Below are 22,783 nucleotides of genomic sequence, written 5' to 3'. Positions count from 1 at the left end.
AACGTAGGCGGGCCCGGTTCATGCGTCCAATGCACGGAACTGCTGTAATTGTTCCCATGGTGCATGAGTACAGGTCACAGCCTCGCCTGTCACCGAACAGTAACGAAGAAGACATGGGACAGCTGCTCGCGCCGCGGCTCGCGTACTTCGCCGCCGTCGCCCGGCACGAGCACGTGACCCGCGCCGCCGCCGAGATGGGCGTGCCGCAGTCGACGCTCTCCCGGGCCATGGTCCGGCTCGAACAGGACCTCGGCGTCACCCTCTTCGCCCGGCGCGGCCGCACGGTCTCCCTGACCCCGGCGGGCCGCCGCTTCCTCACCGCCGCCGAGCGGGCCCTCGCCGAGGTGGAACGGGCCGCCGACACCGTACGGGCCGACGCCGACCCGGCCGCCGGCCGCGTCGCCTTCGGCTTCCTGCACACCATGGGCTCCGAGACCGTGCCCGGCCTCATCCGCGCCTTCCGCGTCGACCACCCGAGGATCCGCTTCACCCTCGTCCAGAACTACGGCGAGGCCATGATCGAGCGGCTGCGGGCCGGCGACCTCGACCTCTGCCTGACCTCGCCCGTGCCGGACGCCCCCGACCTGGTGGCCCGCCGCCTCGACGAACAGCGGCTGCGGCTCGTCGTCCCGGACGACCACCGGCTCGCCGGCCGCAAGCGGGTGCGCCTCGCCGAGGCCGCGGAGGAGACCTTCGTGACCCTGGAGCCGGGGTACGGGCTCCGCCGCATCACCGACGACCTGTGCGCGGAGGCCGGCTTCAGGCCACGGGTCGCCTTCGAGGGCGAGGAGGCCGAGACCCTGCGCGGCCTCGTCGCCGCCGGTCTCGGCGTCGCCCTGCTGCCCCCGCCGGCCGTCCCCCGGCCCGGCGTCGTCGAACTCACCGTCACCGCCCCGCGCGCGGTCCGCGAGATCGGGGTCGCCTGGCTCGACGGCCACCCGGACACGGCCCCGGTGGCCGCCTTCAAGAAGTTCCTGCTGGGCAGGCGCGGCCACCTCCTCCCGAAGGAGCCGTCACCTCCGGCGTGAGCCCCCGAATCCGGCCGCCAGCGGCATCCGCAGGCCCAGCGGCGGGGGAGCCGCCATCGCGTCGGTCACCGGCCGGGCGACCGGTCGGCCGAAGAGGGCGCCCAGCACGAAGTCCCCGGCCAGGGCCCGGACCTCGGCCGCGTACTGGCGCAGCGCGTGGCCGTCCGAGTGCACCTCGAAGCGGCAGGTGTCCCGGTTCGCCTTCTTCGCCCGCTCGGCGAACCGGAACGACAGCTCCGGGTCCGTCCGCGCGTCGTTCGTGCCGTGCACGAGCAGCACCCTGCGTCCCACCAGCTGCCGCACCGGCTCCGGCTCCGCCGCCACGTCGTCCTCCGGCAGCCAGGGCGCGAGCGCGAGCACCGCGGCGACCGCGGGGTGCCCGGCCGCCCGCAGCGCCGCCCGCGCCCCCATCCCGTGGCCGACGAGACAGACCGGGACGTCGCCGTAGCGCCGTACCGCCTCCGCGACCGCCCAGGAGGCGTCCGCCACGAGGTCCGCGTCCGCCCCGTTCCAACCGCGCGTCCGGTAGCGCACCACGTGCGCGGCGAGCCCCTCGGACCGGCCCGCCCGGGCCAGCGCGCGACCCAGCGGAAGCAGCGCCGCGTGCGTCCGCGCGGAGGCCCGCCGCGCCGACACCGGCTCGCCGTCCGGCAGGAGCAGCACCACGCCGCCCACCGCCGTCGACGTGCGGGAACCTCCAACAGGCCGTCCGAGCCGGGGTCTCCGTGCCTCGGGCGGCCCCACGAGTGCGAAGTGCGCCATGACAGAACAGTCTCAGAAGCGGAGGTGTACGCCAGCCGTACGCGCGGTCACTGTTACGTATCGCCGCCGCGCGCCGCCGTACCGGGCGGGAACGGTCGTGCGTGTCAGGTCCGTTCGAAGCGGGCCACCGAGCCGATGGTCGTGAAGCCCTTCCGGCCGTACCAGTGGTGCGGCCAGTCCTCCCCGAACGCGGTGAGGAAGCGGGTCGGGCAGCCCGCGTCGGCGGCCTCGCGCAGCGCCGTGTCCAGCACCCTCCCGGCGTACCCCCGCCCGAGGTGGGCCTCCGCGGTGACCAGGTCCTCGATCTGCGCGATCCCGGTCGCCGGGTCCATGTACAGGTCGGCCCACGCGGCCACCTCGCCCGCCGGGGTGTGCGCGGCGAGGAACCGCACGTCGTCGGCGCCGCGCCGGCGCGCCGGCCGCCGCTCCACCAGGTCGCGGACGTGCTCCGGCGGTGCCTCCGGGGCGAACCGGGGCCAGGAGTCGGCCACCGGCCCGCGCAGCTCGTCGAAGTCGACCTCCCGCGCCCCGCCGTGCTCCGGCACCGGGCCGGTGTGCGCCATGACCAGCGTGGTGGCGTGCCGGTACCCGGCCCGCTCCATCGGCGTCCGACAGGCGGCGGCGACCGTCTCGTCGAGGACGTACGCGGAGCGGTGCGGGAGGTGGGCGAGCGCCTCCTCCACGTACCCGGGCAGCGCCTCGGGGTCCACGGCCCCGTCGACGAGCAGGTGGTTGTTGCCCCGGGAGTTCCGGTAGGCGTCGTCGAGCACCGCGAAGGCGCCCGGGAACTCGACGGTACGGGCCGCCTGGCGGCGGTGGAAGTCGGACAGGAAGCGGTGCACGCGCGGGAGTTCGGACGCGGCCGCGGGCGAGGTCGAGGTCATGCGGGCAGGCTAGGAGGACGGCCCTTCGCCCCGCCACGAGAAATCCGGCGCCACGCGAGGTGTTCTACGCGCGTAGGGGCTAGAGTGCGGAGATGACGAGCCAGACCCCCAACGTCCCCACCGCGGACCAGATCCGCCGTGCCCCGAAGGTGCTGCTCCACGACCACCTCGACGGCGGACTGCGCCCCGGCACGATCATCGAACTCGCCCGGGAGCAGGGCTACGAGCAGCTCCCCGAGACGGAGCCCGACAAGCTCGGCATCTGGTTCCGCGAAGCCGCCGACTCCGGCTCCCTGGAGCGGTACCTGGAGACCTTCGCGCACACCTGCGCCGTCATGCAGACCCGGGACGCCCTCTTCCGCGTCGCCGCCGAATGCGCCGTCGACCTCGCCGAGGACGGCGTCGTGTACGCCGAGGTGCGGTACGCCCCCGAGCAGCACCTGGAGGGCGGACTCACCCTCGAAGAGGTCGTGGAGGCCGTCAACGAGGGCTTCCGCGAGGGCGAGCGGCGGGCCAGGGCCGCCGGCCACCGCATCCGGATCGGCGCCCTCCTGACCGCCATGCGGCACGCCGCCCGCGCCCTGGAGATCGCCGAACTCGCCAACCGCTACCGCGACTCCGGCGTCGTCGGCTTCGACATCGCGGGCGCCGAGGCCGGCTACCCGCCCACCCGGCACCTCGACGCCTTCGAGTACCTCAAGCGGGAGAACAACCACTTCACGATCCACGCCGGCGAGGCCTTCGGGCTGCCCTCGATCTGGCAGGCGCTCCAGTGGTGCGGTGCCGACCGGCTCGGCCACGGCGTGCGGATCATCGACGACATCGAGGTCGCCGACGACGGCTCGGTGAGCCTCGGCCGGCTCGCCGCGTACGTCCGGGACAAGCGCGTCCCGCTGGAGATGTGCCCCTCCTCCAACCTCCAGACCGGGGCCGCCGCCTCGTTCGCCGAGCACCCCATCGGACTGCTCCGCAAGCTCCACTTCCGGGCCACGGTCAACACCGACAACCGGCTGATGAGCGGGACGAGCATGAGCCGGGAATTCGAGCTGCTGATCGAGGCATTCGACTACACGCTCGACGACATGCAGTGGTTCACGGTCAATGCGATGAAATCAGCGTTCATTCCTTTCGATGAACGCCTCGCCATGATCAATGAGGTCATCAAGCCCGGATATGCCGAGCTGAAGTCCGAATGGCTGTTCCGGCAGACCGCCGCGACCAGCGATTCTTCCCGTACGGCGGGCTGAGGAGCGTCCCGTGAAGGGGGCGGGGGCGGCCGGGTCGATGCGACACCCGGCCGCTTTCCGGTGTTTGCGAAGGCGACGTTCGCTGGTTAGGTTGCAGAGCCGCTCTCGATTCCCAGGATTTCCCCTCCCGGCTTTCCCCGAAGCCCCCGGATTCCCCAAGGAAGATTTTTGATGAAGCAGTCTGCCGCCAAGAAGCTCGGTGTCGCCGCCCTCGGTGCCGCTTTCGCCGCTGCCGCCGCCGGCACGGCCTCCGCAGCGCCGTCCCTGCCGCTCGACGCCGACGCGCTGGGCACGGTGACCCAGGCCGTCCCGCTCGGTGACGGCCTCACCACGCTCCCCGACGGCGCCGCCGAGTCCCTCGGCGCCGGCCAGGGCGCCCTCGGCCAGGGAGTCGACCAGGGCGTGAAGACCCTCCCGGCCGCCGCGGGCCAGGCCACCCAGAACCTCCCGCTCGACGCCGCCGCCGGCGGCCTCGGCGCCACCCCGCTCGGCGGCCTCCTCGGCGGCCTCCCGCTCAACGGCCTCCCGCTCGGCTGACCCCGGCCCCACACGCCGAAGGGGCGCGCACCCGGACCTCTCCGGGTGCGCGCCCCTTCGGCGTGCTCGTACGACGACTACCAGGCCGTGCGCGCGGTCTTCTCCGCCGGCAGGAAGATCCACAGGCCCAGGTAGATCAGGAACTGCGGCCCCGGCAGCAGACACGAGACCAGGAAGATCAGACGCATCGTCGTCGCGGAGGTGCCGAAGCGCCGGGCCAGCGCCGCGCACACTCCGCCGAGCACGCGTCCGTCACGGGGGCGGGTCAGTGCGGCCATGGTGGGCTCCTTCGGAGTCGGTCCGGGAGCCGCTCCTGCGGGCTCCCGATGACTCCATACTGCTGCCGGACGGGGGGACGAAGCGTCGGTCTACGGGGCGATCGGGACCCTGGAAATCGTCGGGGTCGCACCCTGAGGAGCCTCGTCCCGCAGCAGGGCGGCGCCGCCGTCCGGCGTGCTCCCCGCGGAGGAGGACGGCCTCCCCGCCTCCCACCTGCGGCGCAGCCGGGTCCGGCCGACCGGGACCACCAGGAGGTGCGCGAGCGCGACCCCCACGGTGTTCAGGAGCACCGAGTCCACGTCCACCACCTGGCCCGGCACCGCGGTCTGCAGGAGCTCCACGGCCAGCGACACCAGCGCGCCCGCGGCGGTCGTGCGGGCCAGGGAGGCCCACCCGGAGACGTGGAGCCGTCCGTCGGCCATCGGGAGCAGCACCCCGAGCGGGGCCAGGAGCAGCAGGCCCTCGCCGATCAGCCGGGCCGCCTCGGCGCCCCCGAGCGCGAGCACGGTCCGCAGGCCGTGCAGCGGGACCGTGTTCGGCGCGGTCACCCAGGCCACGTCCCGTGGGCGCAGACCGACCCAGGCGACGAGCAGCAGATGCGCGAGGAGGAGGACGAACCCCGCCACGCGGACGACCACGGCGGCACTGCCGCCCGAACCTTGACGCTGCACGCCTCCCAAGACGCCCCCGGCAGCGGAATCGGTTCCGCCGCCCCCGCCGCCCCACCGGGGGGTGCCCCCTCGGACCCCGTTGCGGGCGGTCGTTCCGCCGGGGCGGTGCCCTCCCCACGGGGGGGGCGCGGTCAGGGTGGCGGTGGGCTCGTGGGCGGGGCCGTCGGTGGGGGAGAGTCCGGGCGCTCGCGGAGCTCCGTCGTGCAGCGGTACCGCTTCGGCGGATACGCCCCCGGCCCGCCCAGCAGCACCGTGTGCCCGCCCGCGCCCGCCGAGCTCTCCGCGAAGGTGCAGACGAGCTGCGACAGCGCCGTCGGCGCCAGGTCCTCCGGCTGGCGGCTCAGCCGCAGCGTGCCCGTCGGGTCGCCCCGGTGTGCGCCGCCCACGGTCAGCGGCCCGCGCACCTCGGTCGTGAAGCCGGCCTGCCGCTCGCTCTCCGAGGGCTCGGCGAGCAGTTGCGCGAGCAGCCGCCCGGCGGTCCGCACCGGATCTCCGCCCGCCTTCTCCTCCGGCAGCGGCGACCGGCGGTCCACCGTCTCCAGCTGGGAGCCGCAGACCAGGAACACCCGGACCGGCACGCCCTGGGCCGCCGCCTCCGTCGTACCGTCCTCGGTCACGGTGCACGGGACCCGGGACGGGGCCGCGCCCGCGTCCACCGGGACCGACGTGGTCCGGATCCCGCAGCCCGCGACGAGGACCGTGAGCGCGGCCCCCGTCAGGGCGAGTACGCGACGCCTCACGCTTCCTCCACCTCGCCCTGGCTGCTGCGGGTCTGCACCTCGCGCGTGATGCCCGAGGCGTCCAGCGGCAGCCGCAGCACGAACACCGCGCCGTCGACCTTCCCGTCCTCGCCGATCGAGTTCGACGCCGTGATCGAACCGCCGTGGATCAGCGCGTTCTCCATGGCGATCGACAGGCCGAGCCCGCTGCCCTCGGACCGCGGCCGGGAGGCGCTCGCCTTGTAGAAGCGGTCGAAGACGTGCGGCAGCACCTCCTCGGGGATGCCCGGGCCGTGGTCGCGCACCGCGATGACCAGCTCGTCGTCGTCCGTGCGCACCGAGACCCGCACCGGCGACCCGCCGTGCTTGAGCGCGTTCCCGATGAGGTTCGCCAGGATCACGTCCAGGCGCCGCGGGTCGAGCGGCGCCACGATCCCGCGCTCCGCGTCGAGGTCGACCGCGTCCAGCCAGGCCCGCGCGTCGATGCACGCGGTGATCTGGTCCGCGATGTCCACGTCGTCGAGGACGAGCCGCGCGGTGCCCGCGTCGAAGCGGGTCACCTCCATCAGGTTCTCCACCAGGTCGTTGAGGCGCCGGGTCTCGCTCACCACGAGGGCCACCGCCGGGGCGATCATCGGGTCCAGGGAGTCCTGCTCGTCCTCCAGGACCTCGGTGACGGCCGTCAGCGCGGTCAGCGGGGTCCGCAGCTCGTGCGACATGTCGGCCACGAACCGCCGGGAGGACTCCTCCCGCGCGCTCATGTCCGCGACCTTCTTCTGCAACGACTCGGCCGCGCTGTTGAACGTACGGGAGAGGTCGGCCAGTTCGTCCGCGCCGGTGACCCGCAGCCGGGTGTCGAGCTTGCCCTCGCCGAGCTGCCGGGCCGCCTCGCCCAGCCGGTGCACCGGGCGCAGCACGGTCGTCGCCGCGACCTGCGCGAGCAGCACGGAGCCGGCCACCGCGAGCGCGGTGGCGATCCCCAACGACCAGGCGAGCGAGTTCAGATCGGCCTTCTCCGCGGCCAGCGACTTGAACATGTACCCGGCGGGCCCGCCGCCGTCGATCCGCGTCCCGCCGACCAGGTACGGCGTCCCGTTCCGCTCCGTGCGCTGCCAGAACAGGTGGTACGGATACGGATTGGCGTCCGTCACCGGCCGCTTCGTGTCCACGGCCTCCCGCAGCGGGCGCGGCACGTCGGCCAGGGTGAAGTCGTCCGGGTCCGAGGCGCCCACGATCGGCTTGCCCGCGTCCCGCTCGCCGAGCAGCAGCACCTGGTAGTTCGCGGCGCTGCCGGACGCCATCTGCTCGGCGGTCCGCCGCAGGTCGTCCTGGGTGGGCCGGAGCGGCAGCGTCGCCGTCCGGTTCTGCATCTCCTGCCGGAAGTCGTTGAGCGCCCCGTCCTGGGTGCGGGTCAGCACCGCCTCGCGGTTGAGCCAGTACGCGATGCCGGAGGCGGCGACGGCCGCGGTGAGCGCGACGAGGGCGAAGACGACGACGAGCCGCAGCCGCAGGCTCGAGAGCCGCAGCCGTGCGTAGATCCCCTTGCTCACGCAGGGACGTCCAGCCGGTAGCCGACCCCGCGCACGGTACGGATCAGCGTCGGCGAGGACGGCACGTCCTCCACCTTGGCGCGCAGCCGCTGCACACAGGCGTCGACGAGCCGCGAGTCGCCCAGGTAGTCGTGCTCCCACACGAGCCGCAGCAACTGCTGGCGGGACAGCGCCTGCCCGGGCCGTCGGCTCAGTTCCAGGAGCAGCCGCAGCTCGGTCGGGGTGAGCTGGAGGTCCTCGCCGTTCTTGGTGACCGTCATCGCCGAACGGTCGATCACCAGGGAGCCGTACGTCGCCGAGTCCGTCGACTCGCGCTCGCCGCGCCGCAGCACGGCCCGGATGCGGGCGTCCAGGACCCGCCCCTGCACCGGCTTCACGACGTAGTCGTCGGCGCCGGACTCCAGTCCGACGACCACGTCGATGTCGTCGCTGCGCGCGGTCAGCAGGATGATCGGCAGCTGGTCGGTCCGGCGGATCCGCCGGCAGACCTCGAAGCCGTCGATGCCGGGCAGCATGACGTCGAGCACGACCAGGTCCGGCCGCTGCTCACGCAGCAGCTGGAGCCCGTCCTCGCCCGTCGCGGCGGTGGCCACCCGGTGGCCCTGCCGGGACAGGGAGAGTTCGAGGGCCGTGCGGATGGCGTCGTCGTCCTCGATCAGCAGCAGAAAAGGCACGGCGTCATTCTGTCGCATGGGCCGTCCGAGATCGACCGCTCGTGGACTCGCTTCCGTCCCGTTCCCTGTGACACGCCTGTGACAGTCGGCGGACAACGCCATGAAGTCCGAACGGCAAGCTTCTTGGCACACGGACCGAAACACACTCCAACCGACGGGGGGCGCGAGATGAACGCACTGCACAGCACCACCTCAAGCGCAGTTGTCACGCGTCTCCACGACGTCGTGCGGAGCACGGAGAAGTCCGGCGCTGTCACGAACGGACGGGGGTGCGTTCGCAGCGTCGGGCGTCAGCGCAAGGCGCCGTACATGGTGGCCGTCGCTGACGGGGGAGCGGCGTACGGGGAGGTCACGGGGGAGCGCTCCGGCTGTTCGGAAGCCGAGTTCACGGCTTACGTCCAGGAGCGTCGTGCCTCCCTGTACGCCACCGCCTACCACCTCACCGGAGACCGCTTCGAGGCCGAGGACCTGCTCCAGAGCGCGCTGTTCTCCACGTACCGCGCCTGGGACCGGATCAGCGACAAGGCCGCCGTCGGCGGGTACCTGCGTCGCACCATGACCAACCTGCACATCAGCGCCTGGCGCCGGCGCAAGCTCAACGAGTACCCGACCGAGGAACTGCCGGAGACGGTCGGCGAGACGGACGCGATGCGGGGCACGGAGCTGCGCGCGGTCCTGTGGCAGGCCCTGGCCCGCCTGCCCGAGCTCCAGCGGACGATGCTGGTGCTGCGCTACTACGAGGGCCGGACCGACCCGGAGATCGCGGAGATCCTGGGCATCAGCGTCGGCACGGTGAAGTCGAGCATCTGGCGCTCGCTGCGGCGACTGCGCGAGGACGAGGTGCTGAGCTTCGGCCGTGACGAGGAGGAGTCCTTCGGCGAGCTGGTGGCCTGAAGGCGGGGGGAACCTCGGGCCGACGGGGGACACGGCGGACTGGGGGCGTACGGGGGTACGGGGGGAACGGGGGAAAACGACGCGGGCCGCACAAGCCGGGGGGCTTGTACGGCCCGCGTCGTTCCGTCTGCGTCCCGCCCGCGCGGGCGGTCGGGTCAGCTCGGGGCCGGTGCGCGGTGCCGCCCCGCCGCCGCTGCCGCCAACCGCCCCAGCGCCTCCGGCTTCGCGCAGGGGTGCGCGCCCAGCGCGGCCTGGCGGGCGACGATCGCGCGTTCGGCGCGCATCAGGCGCCAGCCGCGGCGCAGCAGGAACGGGACGGACTTGCGGCCCTCGCGGAGGTCCCGCAGGAGCCGGCGGCGGAAGGTCGTCGAGGGGCGGCCGCGCAGGCACAGCGCGTCCGCGAGGACGTCCAGTTCGCGGCAACGGGTCACGATCTCGGCCGCGAAGATGCCCTCCGCCACGAAGAGCGGGGTCCGCGCGATGTCGAGCAGCTCGTGGCCCGTGCGGGAGCTGGTGGCGATGTCGTACACGGGGACGTCGGTCCGTCCCGTACGGCACAGCTCGACGATCGCGGCGACGGCGGCGTCCGCGTCCCAGGACCGCGGGGAGTCCCAGTCGATGTCCGTGCTGCCGTCGACGAGCGGGAGCGACGGGTCGTCGGCCTCCTTGTAGAAGTCGTCGAGGCGCAGGACCGGAAGGCCGGCGAGGGCGGCGAGGGACGACTTGCCGGAGCCGGAGGGGCCCGCGAGCAGGACGACCCGGGTCGGGATCGGTTGGGAACTCACGGAACACCAGTGTGAGGCATTCCCCCGTCCAGGGGACCACCGAGGAGCACCGTTGGTATCGAGCATCACACCTCGACTACTGTCGGTGCCCGCCCGCTCACCCCTCGGAAGGATCTCCATGGCGCGTCACGCAGCCTCCCGGACCCCCCGCCGCAGCGCCCTGCTCAAGGCCGGTCTCACCGTCACGGCGGCGGGTGCCGCGATGATCGGCGCGGGTGCCGGGGCGCAGGCCGCCGCCCCGGTTCCGCTGCCGCTCGACTCGCTGAGCCGGACGGACGCCGGCGCGGCCGGGGCGGGCGCGCTGGACGGTGTCACCCACGGCGTGGGCCCGTTGACCCGGCTTCAGCTCGACCCGCTGGCCAACACCGGCGTGGACCCGCTCGACAACGGCCTCGGCACGCAGGTCGCCGACTTCAAGCCGGTCGGCACGGCCCTGGTCACCGACCACGTCACGAAGGGCGGCGCGGTGGCCGACCTGCCGGTGGCCGGTCCGCTGACGCGGGGGCTGCTTCCGTAGCGGTCCGCAGGGGGACCTCCCGTACGAGCCAGGCCGCCGCGAACGCCAGGGCGGCGAGCACGGACGTGCCGAGCAGCACCCCGTGCACCCCGCTCGTCACCGCCGCCCGCGAGGACGACGCGGGGTGATGTTCCGGACGGGGCTCGACTGCGTCCTCGACGGCGTCGCGGGCCTGATCGAGCGCGGCGGCGCGTGACGAACGGCCCCCGGGTGCACCCGGGGGCCGTTCGTCACGGGGGTCCCGGCCCGTCCCGGGACGCCTTCGGGCGTCCTAGTACGAGGAGCCGCTCGCGCCCAGCGAACCCGTGGGGTGCCAGACCGTCTTCGTCTCCAGGAAGGCGGTCATGCGGTCCGTGCCGGGGGCCTCGGCGAAGTCCTCGGCACGGGGGCGCAGGACGCGCTTCAGGTTGTCCGCCGCCGCGATCTCCAGGTCGCGGGCGAGGTCCGCGTCGGCCGCGCCCGACAGGTCGATCGCGTTGACGTCCTGGTGGGCCGCGAGGTGCGGGCCCATCTCGGAGGCCTTGCCGGAGAGGATGTTGACCACGCCGCCGGGGAGGTCGGAGGTGGCCAGGACCTCGCCCAGCGAGAGCGCCGGGAGGGGGGCCTTCTCGCTGGCGATGACGACGGCCGTGTTGCCCGTCGCGATCACCGGGGCGATCACCGAGACCAGGCCCAGGAAGGACGAGTCCTGCGGGGCCACGACCGTCACGACGCCCGTCGGCTCCGGGGTCGACAGGTTGAAGTACGGGCCCGCGACCGGGTTGGCGCCGCCCACGACCTGGGCGATCTTGTCGGTCCAGCCCGCGTACCAGACCCAGCGGTCGATGGCCGCCTCGACGACCTCGGCCGCCTTGTTCTTGGACAGGCCCTCCGCGTGCGCGACCTCGTGCACGAACTGGCCCTTGCGCCCCTCCAGCATCTCGGCGACGCGGTAGAGGATCTGGCCGCGGTTGTACGCGGTGGCGCCCGCCCAGCCGCCGAAGGCCTTGCGCGCGGCCACGACCGCGTCACGGGCGTCCTTGCGGGAGGAGAGCGGCGCGTTCGCCAGCCACTTGCCCTTGGAGTCCGTCACCTCGTACACCCGGCCGCTCTCGGAGCGGGGGAACTTGCCCCCGACGTACAGCTTGTAGGTCTTGAAGACGCTCAGACGGGTCTGATCAGACATCGAGGTAGGCCTCCAGACCGTGGCGGCCGCCCTCGCGGCCGAAGCCCGACTCCTTGTAGCCGCCGAAGGGCGAGGTCGGGTCGAACTTGTTGAACGTGTTGGCCCAGACGACACCGGCCCGGAGCTTGTTGGCGACCGCGAGGATGCGGGAGCCCTTCTCCGTCCAGATGCCGGCCGACAGGCCGTACTGGCTGTTGTTGGCCTTCGCGACGGCCTCGTCGGGCGTACGGAAGGACAGCACCGACAGGACCGGGCCGAAGATCTCGTCGCGGGCGATCCGGTGCGCCTGCGTGACGTTCGTGAAGAGCGTCGGGGCGAACCAGTAACCGGCCGACGGGAGCTCGCACGCGGCGGTCCAGCGCTCGGCGCCCTCCGCCTCGCCCTCGTCCACCAGCGAGGTGATGCGGGCCAGCTGCTCGGACGAGTTGATCGCGCCGATGTCGGTGTTCTTGTCGAGCGGGTCGCCGAGGCGGAGCGTCGAGAGGCGGCGCTTGAGGCCGTCGAGCAGCTCGTCCTGGATCGACTCCTGGACCAGGAGGCGCGAACCCGCGCAGCAGACCTGGCCCTGGTTGAAGAAGATGCCGTTGACGATGCCCTCGACGGCCTGGTCGATCGGCGCGTCGTCGAAGACGATGTTGGCGCCCTTGCCGCCCAGCTCCAGGGTCACCTTCTTGTCCGTGCCGGCGACCGAGCGCGCGATGGCCTTGCCGACGGCGGTCGAGCCGGTGAAGGCGACCTTGTTCACGTCCGGGTGCCCGACGAGGGCCGCGCCCGTCTCCCCGTACCCGGGAAGGATGTTGACGACGCCCTTCGGCAGACCGGCCTGGCGGCAGACGTCCGCGAAGAACAGGGCGGAGAGCGGGGTCGTCTCGGCCGGCTTGAGCACGACCGTGTTGCCGGTCGCGAGCGCCGGGGCGATCTTCCACGCCAGCATCAGCAGCGGGAAGTTCCACGGGATGACCTGGCCGGCCACGCCCAGCGGGCGCGGGTTCGCGCCGTAGCCCGCGTGGTCGAGCTTGTCGGCCCAGCCCGCGTAGTAGAAGAAGTGCGCGGCGACCAGCGGGAGGTCCGCGTCGCGGGTCTCCTTGATCGGCTTGCCGTTGTCCAGGGTCTCCAGGACGGCCAGCTCACGGCTGCGCTCCTGGATGATCCGGGCGATCCGGAAGAGGTACTTGGCGCGCTCGGAACCGGGCAGCGCCGACCACTTCTCGAAGGCCCTCCGCGCCGCCTTCACCGCGCGGTCCACGTCCTCGGCGCCCGCCCGGGCGACCTCGGAGAGCACCTCCTCGGTGGAGGGGGAGACGGTCTTGAAGACCTTGCCGTCGGCGGCCTCGACGAACTCGCCGTCGATGAACAGGCCGTAGCTCGGCGCGATGTCGACGACCGAGCGCGACTCCGGTGCCGGCGCGTACTCGAATGCAGATGCCATGTTGATCAGTCCACCGTCACGTAATCGGGGCCGGAGTAACGGCCGGTCGCCAGCTTCTGGCGCTGCATCAGCAGGTCGTTGAGCAGGCTGGAAGCGCCGAAGCGGAACCAGTGGTTGTCCAGCCAGTCCTCGCCCACGGTCTCGTTGACGAGAACCAGGAACTTGATCGCTTCCTTGGTGTTGCGGATGCCGCCGGCCGGCTTCACGCCGATCTGCACGCCGGTCTGGGCGCGGAAGTCGCGCACCGCCTCCAGCATGAGGAGGGTGTTCGCCGGGGTGGCGTTGACCGCGACCTTGCCGGTCGAGGTCTTGATGAAGTCCGCGCCGGCCATCATGCCGAGCCAGGAGGCGCGGCGGATGTTGTCGTACGTGGACAGCTCGCCGGTCTCGAAGATCACCTTGAGCCGGGCGCGGTCGCCGCACTCGGCCTTGATGGCGGCGATCTGCTCGTACACCTCCATGTACCGGCCGGCGAGGAAGGCACCACGGTCGATGACCATGTCGATCTCGTCGGCGCCGGCGGCGATGGCGTCGGCGGTGTCGGCCAGCTTCACGGGGAGCGCGGCGCGTCCGGCCGGGAAGGCGGTGGCGACCGAGGCGACCTTGACGCCCGAGCCCGCGACGGCGGCCTTGGCGGTGGCCACCATGTCGGGGTAGACGCAGACGGCGGCGGTCTTCGGGGTCGTGCGGTCGGTCGGATCGGGGTTGACGGCCTTGGCGGCGAGCGCCCGGACCTTGCCCGGGGTGTCCGCGCCTTCGAGCGTCGTCAGGTCGATCATGGAGATGGCCAGGTCGATGGCGTACGCCTTGGCCGTGGTCTTGATCGAGCGGGTGCCGAGGGACGCGGCGCGCGCCTCCAGGCCGACGGCGTCGACGCCGGGCAGCCCGTGGAGGAAGCGGCGCAGCGCACTGTCGGACGCGGTCACGTCGGCGAATGCGAGAGCTGCGGGTGCAGTGGTGGGCATGGTCACCAGTCGAGCATATCTACGCGCGTAGCGACCTGTACAGGGGAGCGCGTTCCGCAGAGCGCGAGGTCACACAGGAGCGAAAGGTCGAGTGACGGCTGTCACACGCCTGTGACGTGGAGCGAACGGCTCCCCCATACGAGATCTTTAGGTTTTTGTCAGCAGCCAGCGAGAACTCACCGGCCCTCCCCGAGGAGACGTCAGCGGCATGCGGCTCTTCTCCATCAGCCACCGAACCTCTTCGGGAGTCGTTATGCGCACCGCCCTTCGCACTGCCCTCGCCACCGCGCTCGTCGTCGGCGTCGCCGCCACTCCGGTCCTCGCGGCCGAGGCTTCGGAGGGCACCCCCGTCCGCACCGTCCAGCTCGCGGGCGGGCTGTCGGCGAAGGTGTACGCCCGGGGCGACCAGCACCCGTACCACACCGCCACCGTCCTCAAGGGCGGCCGGGAGCTCGGTGAGCTGAAGGCCGGCGCCGGCCACCCGCCGAAGGAGACCGTGGTCTTCGCCGGGTACGCGGTGACCCTGGACTCCGAGGGCGCGGTGACCGCCGTCGCCACCGCGACCGACACCGCGAGGGGCACGCTCGTCCGCACCGAGACCCTGCTCACCGGGACCGTCGCCAAGATCTACAAGGTCAAGGAGCAGAACCACCGCGCCGAGCTCTTCCGCGAGGGCCACCCGGTCGGCGTCCTGGAGGCCGTCACCCGCTCCGCCGCCGGCCAGGACAACGGCGAGTTCTTCGTCCTCGACCCGGACGGCACCACCCACAACTGGATCGGCAACACCGCCCCCGGCGCCCCCGGCACCTACCGCCTCGTCGACGGCACCGTCCTCCAGCTCGCCAAGAAGGACGGCCGCTTCGGGCTCCAGCTGCTGGAGGACGGCAAGGGCCGCGGCTACACGTACGTGACCGGCTCCCGCTCCGTCTGGACCTTCGGCAGGGCCGTCGTCGTCCTGGAGCAGGACGGCCAGTTCTCCGCCTACGTCCCCGGCTCGGCGAAGCAGGCCGCCCCGAAGCCCGTCGGGACCCCGGCGTCCGGACCCGTCCCCGGACCCGTCGTCACCCTCGGCGCGTGCTCCGTCCAGCAGGACGTCCCGTCGGTCTTCGCGCGGCTGACCGTGACGCTCACCAACGACCTGGAGAAGGGCCCCGAGGCCGTCGTCGAGGACGAGGCCGGCAAGCCGATCCTCACCCTCGACCGCGCCCACGCGGCCGACCTGGGCGCGGGCTTCACGATCAAGGGGGCGAACACCACCACCCCGCAGCTCGGCCAGCGCACCCAGGGCGGCGGCGTGCCGTTCCGGTGGACCGCCTTCCCGAAGCTGCCCGAGGGCTGCGGGAAGGACTCCGCCGCGCCCGCCCCGGCGCCCGCGGGCGACACCGCCACCGGCGGGCAGACCTCCGTCGTCCCGCAGGGCGGCGTCGCGGCCGGCGCCGAGTTCACCGCCGAGGGCGACTCCACGGCCCTGGTCGCGGCCGGTGCGGGCGCGGCCTCGCTCGCCGCCGCGGGCCTCGGCCTCGTCGTCCTGCGCCGCCGGGGCGCGGGCACCCGCGGCTGACCCGCACCGCCTCCCGTTCTTCCTGCCCCTGACCCGAGCAGGCACCACCCCACCCCACCCCAGGCCGGTCGCCGCGTCCCGCGCGGCGACCGGCCGCGCCCCGTCCGGAGCCGTTCCGTGCGTCGTCGTCCCGCCGTTCCCCTCCTCATCGCCTCGCTCGCCGGTCTCACCGCTCTCGCCGGTCTCACCGGCTGCTCCGCCGGTGGTGAGCCCGCCGCCACCCCGCCCGCCCGCATCTCGCCGGCCGGCGCCGTCCCGCCCGCCCCGAAGGCGGCCGTCCGGCCGCTCGCGCGCTCCCTGCCCGTCCGGGTCCGGGTGCCCGCCGCCGGGGTCGACGCCGGCTCCGTCCTCTCCCTCGGGCTGAACGCGGACGGCACCGTCGAGGTGCCCCCGGTCGCGGACGCCGACCGGATCGGCTGGTACGACAAGGGCGTCACGCCCGGGGAGACCGGCCCCGCCGTCCTCATCGGCCACTTCGACACCGCGCGCGGCCCGGCCGTCCTCCAGAACGTCTCCCGGGTCCGGGTCGGCGACGGGATCACCGTGACCCGCGCCGACGGCACGACCGCCGTCTTCCGGGTCCGGGAGCTGGAGCAGGTCGCCAAGGACGCCTTCCCGACGGCCAAGGTGTACGGGAACACCACCCGCCCCGAGCTGCGCCTCGTCACCTGCGGCGGGGAGCTGGTCGACGGCCACCGGCCCGACAACATCATCGTGTACGCGGATCTGGTGGCCGCGCGGGCCGCCTGAGCCCCCACCCGGCCCGCTGAGGCACAATCGGCGGCATGACGACCCCCGAGCCGACCCCCGAGCCCAGCCACGAGCCGAGCCGCGAGTCGACCCCCGAGCAGCCGTCCGCGGGGCAGACCCCCGGCGGGCAGGCCTCCGCCGCGCCCGCTCCCGCCGCCCCCGCTTCCGCGGACAAGGTCTTCCGGTCGCCCCTCGGCATCGCGAGCGGGGTCTTCCTGCTGCTCCTCGCGGCCCTGTTCGCCGCGGACGCGATGGCCCGGGGCGAGGGACGCACGCCCTGGTTCGCGCTCGCGGGCCTCGTCCTCGCCGTCCCGCTGATCGTCGCCTTCACGATCCGGCCCGCCGTGTACGCCGACGAGGACCGGCTCCGCATCCGCAACCCGTTCCGGTCGATCGTGCTGCCCTGGGCCGCGGTCGCCGACGTCCGCGCCGGCTACTCCAGCGAGGTCTTCACGCAGGAGGGCGCCAAGTACCAGCTGTGGGCGATCCCCGTCTCGCTGCGCCAGCGGAAGAGGGCCGCCCGCACCGCCGCCCGCGCCTCCCAGGACGACCCGCACGGCCGCACCTCCGTCACCGCCGACGTACGGGACAGCGCCTCCCGGATCGCGCCGAGCGACAAGACCGTCGCCGAACTGCGCGAACTCGCCGAGCTGCGCGCCACGTCCCCGGGCGCCCAGGGCGAGCCGCGCGTGCGCTGGGCGTACGAGATCGTCGGCCCCGCGCTGGCCGGGCTGCTGCTGCTCGTGATCCTGCTCGCCACGGGCTGAGCCGGGAGTCCGGTCTTCCGGATCCACGCACGCCGGAGGGCCGGTGCGGAATCGCTTCCGCACCGGCCCTCCCGCGTGTCCGCGCCCTACAGCCCGGCAGCCCCGGACAGGTCCCGCTTGATCGCGGCGAGCAGCTCCGCGGCCGTCGTGCGGGCCGCCGTCAGCTCGCTCGCGCCGGCGACCGGGACGACGACCTCCAGGTAGCACTTGAGCTTGGGCTCGGTGCCGGACGGGCGGACGATCACCCGGGCCTTGTAGTCGCCCTCCAGGTGGTAGCGCAGCCCGTCCGTCGGCGGCAGCGACTCCGTGCCCTTCGTCAGGTCCTCGGCCGAGACGACCGTCAGACCGGCGAGGGAGACCGGCGGCCGCTCGCGCAGCGCGGCCATCGCGTTGGCGATGATCCCCAGGTCCTCGACCCGCACCGACAGCTGGTCCGTGGCGTGCAGGCCGTGGGCGACCGCCAGGTCGTCGAGCAGGTCGGTCAGCGTCCGGCCCTGCTCCTTGAGCACCGAGGCCAGCTCCGTGACGAGCAGCGCCGCCGTGATGCCGTCCTTGTCGCGGACGCCCTCCGGGTCGACGCAGTAGCCGAGCGCCTCCTCGTACCCGTACCGCAGGTCGTCGACGCGGGCGATCCACTTGAAGCCGGTCAGCGTCTCCTCGTAACCGACGCCCGCCGCCTCCGCGATGCGGCCGAGCAGCGAGGACGACACGATCGACTCGGCGAACACGCCGGTGGCGCCCTTGTGCACCAGGTGCGCGGCGAGCAGCGCGCCCACCTCGTCGCCGCGGAGCATCCGCCAGCCGCCCTCGACCTCGGGGGCGGGCACGGCCACGGCGCAGCGGTCGGCGTCCGGGTCGTTCGCGATGACGAGGTCGGGGTCCACGGCCCGGGCGGCCTCGAAGGCCAGGTCCATGGCGCCCGGCTCCTCCGGGTTCGGGAAGGCGACCGTCGGGAAGGCCGGGTCCGGGTCGGCCTGCTCGGCGACGAGCGCGGGCGGCGGGAAGCCGGCCCGGCCGAACGCGGCCGTCAGGACCTCCTTGCCGACGCCGTGCATGGCCGTGTAGACGGTCCGCGCGGTACGGGGGGAGCCGGGGGTCAGGACGGCGTCCGTGCGCTCCAGGTAGGCGTTCAGGACCTCGTCGCCCAGCGTCTCCCAGCCCTCGGCGGGGCGCGGCACGTCGTTCAGCGAGCGGACCGCGGCGATCTCGGCGGCGATCTCCGCGTCGGCCGGCGGCACGATCTGCGAGCCGTCGCCCAGGTAGACCTTGTAGCCGTTGTCGCGCGGCGGGTTGTGGCTCGCGGTCACCTCGACGCCGGCGACGGCGCCCAGGTGCCTTATGGCGTACGCGAGGACGGGCGTCGGCAGCGGGCGGGGGAGCAGCGCGGCGCGCAGCCCGGCGCCCGTCATCACGGCGGCGGTGTCCCGGGCGAAGTCGGCCGACTTGTAGCGGGCGTCGTAGCCGATGACGACGAGACCGCCGGTCTCGCCCTTCGCCTTCAGGTACGCGGCGAGGCCGGCGGCGGCCCGGATGACCACCGAGCGGTTCATCCGCATGGGCCCGGCGCCGAGCTCACCGCGGAGGCCGGCGGTGCCGAACTGCAGGGTGCCGCCGAAACGGACGGTGAGCTCGTCGGTGGCGTTGCGGTCGAGGAGCGCGGCGAGTTCGTCGCGGGTCTCCTGGTCGGGGTCCTCGGCGAGCCACGCCTGGGCCCGGGCGAGGAGGTCGTCCTGCGTCACGGTGGTGTGCCTTTCGGGGGTGTGGGCGGGAGGGGGAGCGGTGCGGGCCGCGGTGGGTGCCGGTGCGGGCGCGGGGTGTGGGCCGCTGCGCGGAGCCTTCCCCCACCCCGCCCCTTCCCGAAACAGGGGGCAGGCCCCCGGACCCCGTACGGCCTTCGGCCGTGACCTCGAACTCCCCCGTGCCCGGTGGCGCGGGGGTCCGGGGCGGAGCTGCGATTTCGGGAAGGGAAAGGGAAGGGACGGGGCGGGGGAGAAGGCTCCGCGCGGCGGCCCCGGCGCACCGGACGGCCCGGCGGGCGGGGCCGCCGCCGCGCTCCGAAGCACGGCGGGCCTCCCGGGGCCGACCGGTGCGAAGAGGGCCGGGAGGCTCAGATCCGGTCGAGGACCCGCGTCAGGAGCTCGCCCATCCGCGCCGCCGAGTCGCGCCCCGCCTGGAGCACCTCCTCGTGGTTCAGGGGCTCGCCCGAGAGTCCCGCGGCCAGGTTGGTGACGAGGGAGATGCCGAGGACCTCGGCACCGGCCTCGCGGGCCGCGATGGCCTCCAGGACGGTGGACATGCCGACGAGGTCGCCGCCCATGACGCGGACCATGTTGATCTCGGCCGGGGTCTCGTAGTGCGGGCCGGGGAACTGGACGTACACGCCCTCCTCCAGCGTCTCGTCGACCTCCTTGCACAGCGCGCGCAGGCGCGGCGAGTACAGGTCGGTGAGGTCGACGAAGTTCGCGCCGACGATCGGGGAGGCGGCCGTCAGGTTGATGTGGTCGCTGATGAGGACCGGCTGGCCGGGGCGCATGCCCTCGCGGAGGCCGCCGCAGCCGTTGGTCAGGACGACGGTCTTGCAGCCGGCGGCGACGGCGGTGCGGACGCCGTGGGCGACGGAGGCGACGCCCCGGCCCTCGTAGAAGTGGGTGCGGCCGAGGAAGACCAGCGCGCGCTTCTCACCGATCTTGTACGAGCGGACCTTGCCGCCGTGGCCCTCGACGACCGGCGGCGGGAAGCCGGGGAGCTCGGTCACCGGGAACTCGGCCTCGGGGGCGCCGAGGGCGTCGACGGCGGGCGCCCAGCCGGAGCCCATGACCAGGGCGACGTCGTGGTTCTCGACACCGGTCAGCTCGCGAAGACGTGCGGCAGCGGCCTCGGCGGCCTCGTACGGGGTGGCAGTTGCGTTCACTGACTCTCTCGCCTCGGGGAGGGGGGTCCGAGGGGAACCCCGGACGGATTTGGTACGCGAAGCAGCGTAGCCGGAGAATTCCTACGCGCGTAGATGACGATGCTGACGGACATGCGATCGTTGTCTTGTCGTTTCCGACGAACGGCGGGAATCGGCCACCCGGACGGAGCGACAGGCCCGCCGGGGCCGGCCCGGACCGTTCCGGGGCCGCCCGGCTCAGCAGGGCCGCTTGCGCAACTCCATCACGTAGTCGTGCGGCGCGCCCGCCGACTCGGCCGCGTCGGCGACCTCGCCCAGGTAGCGCGCGGAGGGCAGCCCGCCCTCGTAGGCGTTGAGGACGTACACCCAGGCGGGCTCCTCGCCGTCCAGGGTGTGCACCCGCACCCGCATCCGCCGGTAGATGTCGAGGCCCACGCCCTCCCACCGGTCCATGGAGTCCTCGTCCATCGGCGCGATGTCGTACAGCGCCACGAAGACCTGGGAGCGCGGGGCCTCCACGATCGTGGCCAGCGCGCCCTCCCAGCCCATCTGCTCGCCGCCGAAGGTGAGCCGCCAGCCGTTCAGCCAGCCGGTGCCGCGCAGCGGGGAGTGCGGTGCGCGGCGGCTCATCAGCCGCGCGTCGAGGTTGCCGGCGAAAGCGGCGTAGAGCGACATGGGACCGAGAGTACGGGAGGGGGCGGGGTGCCCGGCGAAATCCGGGGCGGGGACCGTACGGACCCGGGAGCGCGGCCCCGCGGAGCCCGGGGCGGGACGTCGCGGAACCCCGGGGCGGGACGGCCGCCGAACCCCGAGCGGGACCCCGCGGGACTCCGGCCGGAACCCCGCGGAACCCCGACCGGGACCCCGTGGAGCCCGGAGCGGGGCCGTCCGGGCGGCCCTGCGCCCCTTCGGCAGGCCCCGGCGCGAGGCCGCGCCGGGAGTGCGGGAGAATGGGCTACGCACTTGAAGCGTGCGGGACAATGGCGTACGCACTGCACCCCAGCGGGGGGACCCCCCGGCAGAACGAGAGCGCGAGGCGTAGATCCCAGTGACCCGGATCGTGATCATCGGCGGCGGACCCGGCGGATACGAGGCGGCCCTGGTGGGCGCCCAACTCGGCGCGGAGGTGACCGTCGTCGACACCGACGGCCTCGGTGGCGCCTCCGTCCTGACCGACTGCGTCCCCTCCAAGACCCTGATCGCCACCGCCGAGGTGATGACCACCTTCGACTCCTCCTACGAGGAGCTGGGCATCATCGTCGCGGACGACACCCCGCACATCGAGCAGGCCGCCCGGGTCGTCGGCGTGGACCTCGGCAAGGTGAACCGACGGGTGAAGCGCCTCGCGCTCGCCCAGTCCCACGACATCGCCGCCTCCGTCACCCGGGCCGGCGCCCGGGTCCTGCGCGGCCGCGGCCGGCTGGACGGCCGGCAGGCGGTGGACGGCTCCCGCCAGGTCGTCGTCACCGCCGCCGACGGCACCGAGGAGACGCTGACCGCCGACGCGGTGCTGATCGCCACCGGCGCCCACCCGCGCGAGGTGCCCGACGCCAAGCCCGACGGCGAGCGCATCCTGAACTGGACCCAGGTCTACGACCTGAAGGAGCTCCCCGAGGAGCTCATCGTGGTCGGCTCCGGCGTCACCGGCGCCGAGTTCGCCGGCGCCTACCAGGCGCTCGGCTCCCGGGTCACCCTCGTCTCCTCCCGCGACCGCGTCCTGCCGGGTGAGGACCCGGACGCCGCCGCCGTCCTGGAGGACGTCTTCCGGCGCCGCGGCATGAACGTCATGGCCCGCTCCCGCGCCGAGTCCGCGAAGCGGGTCGGCGACCGGGTGGAGGTCACCCTCGCGGACGGCCGGGTCATCTCCGGCACCCACTGCCTGATGGCGGTCGGCGCGATCCCGAACTCGGCCGGAATGGGCCTGGAGGAGGCGGGGGTCCGGCTGAAGGACTCCGGTCACATCTGGACCGACCGGGTCTCCCGTACGAGCGCCCCCGGCGTCTACGCGGCCGGCGACGTCACGGGCGTCTTCGCGCTCGCCTCGGTCGCCGCCATGCAGGGCCGGATCGCGATGTACCACTTCCTCGGCGACGCGGTGGCCCCGCTCAACCTGAAGACGGTCTCCTCGAACGTCTTCACCGACCCCGAGATCGCCACCGTCGGCTACACCCAGGCCGACGTGGACGCGGGCAAGATCGACGCCAAGGTCGTCAAGCTGCCGCTGCTGCGCAACCCCCGCGCGAAGATGCAGGGCATCCGGGACGGCTTCGTGAAGATCTTCTGCCGCCCGGGCACCGGCATCGTGGTCGGCGGCTGCGTCGTCGCGCCGAAGGCGAGCGAGCTGATCCATCCGATCTCGATCGCGGTCGACAACAATCTGACGGTCGAACAGATCGCAAATGCTTTCACCGTGTACCCCTCCCTGTCGGGCTCGATCGCGGAAGTGGCACGGCAGTTGCACACCCGAAAGGTGACCGGCGAGGCCTGAGGCCCCGGCCCGCCCGGGCCCCCGCCTGCGGGAACGGTTCGCCGACTCGGACAACCCCCGGCAAGGCGGGGCATACGATGATCAGCGACGGGACCTCCCTTACCACGTGGAGGTCCCGTCCGTGCGCATCTTCTGCAATTCGGCGCATACTGCTGAAAACTATCGGCCGCTCACGTTACTGTCAGTTTCGTGTTCGCTGCAGAACGTCGCCAGTTGATCCT

At 73.4% G+C, this 22,783-nt stretch carries 23 protein-coding genes; 9 read left to right on the top strand and 14 right to left on the bottom strand.

Features of this window, described 5'->3' with window-relative positions; all coding sequences use genetic code 11:
• Positions 1-56 precede the first annotated feature (56 nt).
• Entirely contained in the window at positions 57-1,028 is a 972-nt protein-coding gene (locus tag ACZ66Z_RS08260; RefSeq protein WP_469933171.1) for a LysR family transcriptional regulator, read from the top strand.
• Here the strand turns inward: ACZ66Z_RS08260 and ACZ66Z_RS08255 are convergent.
• Together ACZ66Z_RS08255 and ACZ66Z_RS08250 are read right to left on the bottom strand one after the other, a co-directional pair.
• Entirely contained in the window at positions 1,014-1,790 is a 777-nt protein-coding gene (locus ACZ66Z_RS08255; protein ID WP_469933170.1) for an alpha/beta hydrolase, read from the bottom strand. The two genes, ACZ66Z_RS08260 and ACZ66Z_RS08255, sit on opposite strands and share 15 nt — an antisense overlap.
• Before the next feature lie 104 nt (positions 1,791-1,894).
• A complete protein-coding gene (locus ACZ66Z_RS08250; RefSeq protein WP_469933169.1) occupies positions 1,895-2,674 on the bottom strand; it encodes a GNAT family N-acetyltransferase in 780 nt (259 codons plus the stop codon).
• Between the two features lie 92 nt (positions 2,675-2,766).
• Between ACZ66Z_RS08250 and ACZ66Z_RS08245 the strand changes: the two genes are divergently transcribed.
• Together ACZ66Z_RS08245 and ACZ66Z_RS08240 are read left to right on the top strand one after the other, a co-directional pair.
• Positions 2,767-3,921: an adenosine deaminase gene (locus ACZ66Z_RS08245; RefSeq protein WP_469933168.1), complete on the top strand. Its 1,155-nt coding sequence runs from the start codon at positions 2,767-2,769 to the stop codon at positions 3,919-3,921.
• A gap of 171 nt (positions 3,922-4,092) precedes the next feature.
• Entirely contained in the window at positions 4,093-4,458 is a 366-nt protein-coding gene (locus tag ACZ66Z_RS08240) for a hypothetical protein (RefSeq protein WP_389308450.1), read from the top strand.
• Positions 4,459-4,535: 77 nt separating this feature from the next.
• Here the strand turns inward: ACZ66Z_RS08240 and ACZ66Z_RS08235 are convergent, their stop codons facing one another.
• The 5 genes from ACZ66Z_RS08235 to afsQ1 all read right to left on the bottom strand — a co-directional run bounded on the left by ACZ66Z_RS08235 (position 4,536) and on the right by afsQ1 (position 8,351).
• Entirely contained in the window at positions 4,536-4,736 is a 201-nt protein-coding gene (locus ACZ66Z_RS08235) for a PspC domain-containing protein (RefSeq protein ID WP_469933167.1), read from the bottom strand.
• A gap of 90 nt (positions 4,737-4,826) precedes the next feature.
• Complete coding sequence (locus tag ACZ66Z_RS08230) at positions 4,827-5,408, bottom strand: VanZ family protein (RefSeq protein ID WP_469933166.1); 582 nt, start codon at positions 5,406-5,408, stop codon at positions 4,827-4,829.
• 131 nt (positions 5,409-5,539) lie between these two features.
• Complete coding sequence (locus tag ACZ66Z_RS08225) at positions 5,540-6,148, bottom strand: hypothetical protein (RefSeq protein ID WP_469933165.1); 609 nt, start codon at positions 6,146-6,148, stop codon at positions 5,540-5,542.
• On the bottom strand, positions 6,145-7,677 hold the full coding sequence (locus ACZ66Z_RS08220) for an ATP-binding protein (protein WP_469933164.1): 1,533 nt from the start codon (positions 7,675-7,677) through the stop codon (positions 6,145-6,147). The genes ACZ66Z_RS08225 and ACZ66Z_RS08220 overlap by 4 nt, the downstream gene beginning before the upstream one ends.
• Positions 7,674-8,351 (bottom strand): two-component system response regulator AfsQ1, encoded by a 678-nt coding sequence (gene afsQ1 / locus ACZ66Z_RS08215; RefSeq protein ID WP_017239746.1) that lies wholly within the window; start codon positions 8,349-8,351, stop codon positions 7,674-7,676. Before afsQ1 ends, ACZ66Z_RS08220 begins: the two co-directional genes overlap by 4 nt.
• 168 nt (positions 8,352-8,519) lie before the next feature.
• Between afsQ1 and ACZ66Z_RS08210 the strand changes: the two genes are divergently transcribed.
• Positions 8,520-9,245, top strand: a complete 726-nt coding sequence (locus tag ACZ66Z_RS08210; protein WP_469933163.1) for a SigE family RNA polymerase sigma factor — start codon at positions 8,520-8,522, stop codon at positions 9,243-9,245.
• Positions 9,246-9,400: 155 nt separating this feature from the next.
• Here the strand turns inward: ACZ66Z_RS08210 and ACZ66Z_RS08205 are convergent, their stop codons facing one another.
• A complete protein-coding gene (locus tag ACZ66Z_RS08205; protein ID WP_469933162.1) occupies positions 9,401-10,096 on the bottom strand; it encodes an ATP-binding protein in 696 nt (231 codons plus the stop codon).
• A 52-nt stretch (positions 10,097-10,148) separates the two neighbouring features.
• Here ACZ66Z_RS08205 and ACZ66Z_RS08200 point away from each other — a divergent pair, with 52 nt between their 5' ends.
• Entirely contained in the window at positions 10,149-10,547 is a 399-nt protein-coding gene (locus ACZ66Z_RS08200; RefSeq protein WP_469933161.1) for a hypothetical protein, read from the top strand.
• A 271-nt stretch (positions 10,548-10,818) separates the two neighbouring features.
• Here the strand turns inward: ACZ66Z_RS08200 and ACZ66Z_RS08195 are convergent, their stop codons facing one another.
• Genes ACZ66Z_RS08195 through deoC form a run of 3 tightly spaced genes read right to left on the bottom strand, consistent with a single transcriptional unit; the run spans position 10,819 to position 14,106 of the window.
• On the bottom strand, positions 10,819-11,712 hold the full coding sequence (locus ACZ66Z_RS08195; RefSeq protein ID WP_469933160.1) for an aldehyde dehydrogenase family protein: 894 nt from the start codon (positions 11,710-11,712) through the stop codon (positions 10,819-10,821).
• Complete coding sequence (locus tag ACZ66Z_RS08190) at positions 11,705-13,141, bottom strand: aldehyde dehydrogenase family protein (RefSeq protein WP_469933159.1); 1,437 nt, start codon at positions 13,139-13,141, stop codon at positions 11,705-11,707. Before ACZ66Z_RS08190 ends, ACZ66Z_RS08195 begins: the two co-directional genes overlap by 8 nt.
• A gap of 5 nt (positions 13,142-13,146) precedes the next feature.
• Positions 13,147-14,106: a deoxyribose-phosphate aldolase gene (deoC, locus tag ACZ66Z_RS08185; protein ID WP_030687418.1), complete on the bottom strand. Its 960-nt coding sequence runs from the start codon at positions 14,104-14,106 to the stop codon at positions 13,147-13,149.
• Between the two features lie 253 nt (positions 14,107-14,359).
• Here deoC and ACZ66Z_RS08180 point away from each other — a divergent pair, with 253 nt between their 5' ends.
• From ACZ66Z_RS08180 to ACZ66Z_RS08170, 3 genes are all read left to right on the top strand, one after another.
• Entirely contained in the window at positions 14,360-15,667 is a 1,308-nt protein-coding gene (locus tag ACZ66Z_RS08180) for a hypothetical protein (protein WP_469933158.1), read from the top strand.
• A gap of 117 nt (positions 15,668-15,784) precedes the next feature.
• The gene (locus tag ACZ66Z_RS08175; RefSeq protein ID WP_469933157.1) at positions 15,785-16,417 is read left to right on the top strand and encodes a class F sortase; all 633 of its coding nucleotides are present in this window, start codon (positions 15,785-15,787) and stop codon (positions 16,415-16,417) included.
• Positions 16,418-16,452: 35 nt separating this feature from the next.
• Complete coding sequence (locus ACZ66Z_RS08170) at positions 16,453-17,184, top strand: PH domain-containing protein (protein ID WP_469933156.1); 732 nt, start codon at positions 16,453-16,455, stop codon at positions 17,182-17,184.
• Positions 17,185-17,270: 86 nt separating this feature from the next.
• On the opposite strand, the gene ACZ66Z_RS08165 is transcribed toward ACZ66Z_RS08170, so the two are convergent.
• The 3 genes from ACZ66Z_RS08165 to ACZ66Z_RS08155 all read right to left on the bottom strand — a co-directional run bounded on the left by ACZ66Z_RS08165 (position 17,271) and on the right by ACZ66Z_RS08155 (position 20,749).
• Positions 17,271-18,923, bottom strand: a complete 1,653-nt coding sequence (locus ACZ66Z_RS08165) for a phospho-sugar mutase (protein WP_469933155.1) — start codon at positions 18,921-18,923, stop codon at positions 17,271-17,273.
• 368 nt (positions 18,924-19,291) lie between these two features.
• The gene (locus ACZ66Z_RS08160; RefSeq protein ID WP_468879591.1) at positions 19,292-20,095 is read right to left on the bottom strand and encodes a purine-nucleoside phosphorylase; all 804 of its coding nucleotides are present in this window, start codon (positions 20,093-20,095) and stop codon (positions 19,292-19,294) included.
• Positions 20,096-20,311: 216 nt separating this feature from the next.
• Positions 20,312-20,749, bottom strand: coding sequence for a gamma-glutamylcyclotransferase family protein (locus tag ACZ66Z_RS08155; protein WP_017239758.1), 438 nt, complete (start codon positions 20,747-20,749; stop codon positions 20,312-20,314).
• 373 nt (positions 20,750-21,122) lie between these two features.
• Here ACZ66Z_RS08155 and ACZ66Z_RS08150 point away from each other — a divergent pair, with 373 nt between their 5' ends.
• On the top strand, positions 21,123-22,562 hold the full coding sequence (locus tag ACZ66Z_RS08150; RefSeq protein WP_469933154.1) for an NAD(P)H-quinone dehydrogenase: 1,440 nt from the start codon (positions 21,123-21,125) through the stop codon (positions 22,560-22,562).
• Positions 22,563-22,783 lie beyond the last annotated feature (221 nt).

The organism is Streptomyces sp. NPDC107498, from assembly GCF_055582805.1.
This window is presented reverse-complemented; position numbering and strand designations above follow the sequence as displayed.

Bases quoted from the DNA above. Each gene is read 5' to 3' on its own strand.
- ACZ66Z_RS08200 (WP_469933161.1), top strand. From the start codon at position 10,149: ATGGCGCGTCACGCAGCCTCCCGGACCCCCCGCCGCAGCGCCCTGCTC.
- ACZ66Z_RS08240 (WP_389308450.1), top strand. From the start codon at position 4,093: ATGAAGCAGTCTGCCGCCAAGAAGCTCGGTGTCGCCGCCCTCGGTGCC.
- ACZ66Z_RS08195 (WP_469933160.1), bottom strand. From the start codon at position 11,712: ATGTCTGATCAGACCCGTCTGAGCGTCTTCAAGACCTACAAGCTGTAC.
- ACZ66Z_RS08250 (WP_469933169.1), bottom strand. From the start codon at position 2,674: ATGACCTCGACCTCGCCCGCGGCCGCGTCCGAACTCCCGCGCGTGCAC.
- deoC (WP_030687418.1), bottom strand. From the start codon at position 14,106: ATGCCCACCACTGCACCCGCAGCTCTCGCATTCGCCGACGTGACCGCG.
- ACZ66Z_RS08210 (WP_469933163.1), top strand. From the start codon at position 8,520: ATGAACGCACTGCACAGCACCACCTCAAGCGCAGTTGTCACGCGTCTC.
- ACZ66Z_RS08245 (WP_469933168.1), top strand. From the start codon at position 2,767: ATGACGAGCCAGACCCCCAACGTCCCCACCGCGGACCAGATCCGCCGT.
- ACZ66Z_RS08260 (WP_469933171.1), top strand. From the start codon at position 57: ATGGTGCATGAGTACAGGTCACAGCCTCGCCTGTCACCGAACAGTAAC.
- ACZ66Z_RS08190 (WP_469933159.1), bottom strand. From the start codon at position 13,141: ATGGCATCTGCATTCGAGTACGCGCCGGCACCGGAGTCGCGCTCGGTC.
- ACZ66Z_RS08170 (WP_469933156.1), top strand. From the start codon at position 16,453: ATGACGACCCCCGAGCCGACCCCCGAGCCCAGCCACGAGCCGAGCCGC.
- ACZ66Z_RS08255 (WP_469933170.1), bottom strand. From the start codon at position 1,790: ATGGCGCACTTCGCACTCGTGGGGCCGCCCGAGGCACGGAGACCCCGG.
- ACZ66Z_RS08180 (WP_469933158.1), top strand. From the start codon at position 14,360: ATGCGCACCGCCCTTCGCACTGCCCTCGCCACCGCGCTCGTCGTCGGC.
- ACZ66Z_RS08235 (WP_469933167.1), bottom strand. From the start codon at position 4,736: ATGGCCGCACTGACCCGCCCCCGTGACGGACGCGTGCTCGGCGGAGTG.
- ACZ66Z_RS08205 (WP_469933162.1), bottom strand. From the start codon at position 10,096: ATGCTCGATACCAACGGTGCTCCTCGGTGGTCCCCTGGACGGGGGAAT.
- ACZ66Z_RS08155 (WP_017239758.1), bottom strand. From the start codon at position 20,749: ATGTCGCTCTACGCCGCTTTCGCCGGCAACCTCGACGCGCGGCTGATG.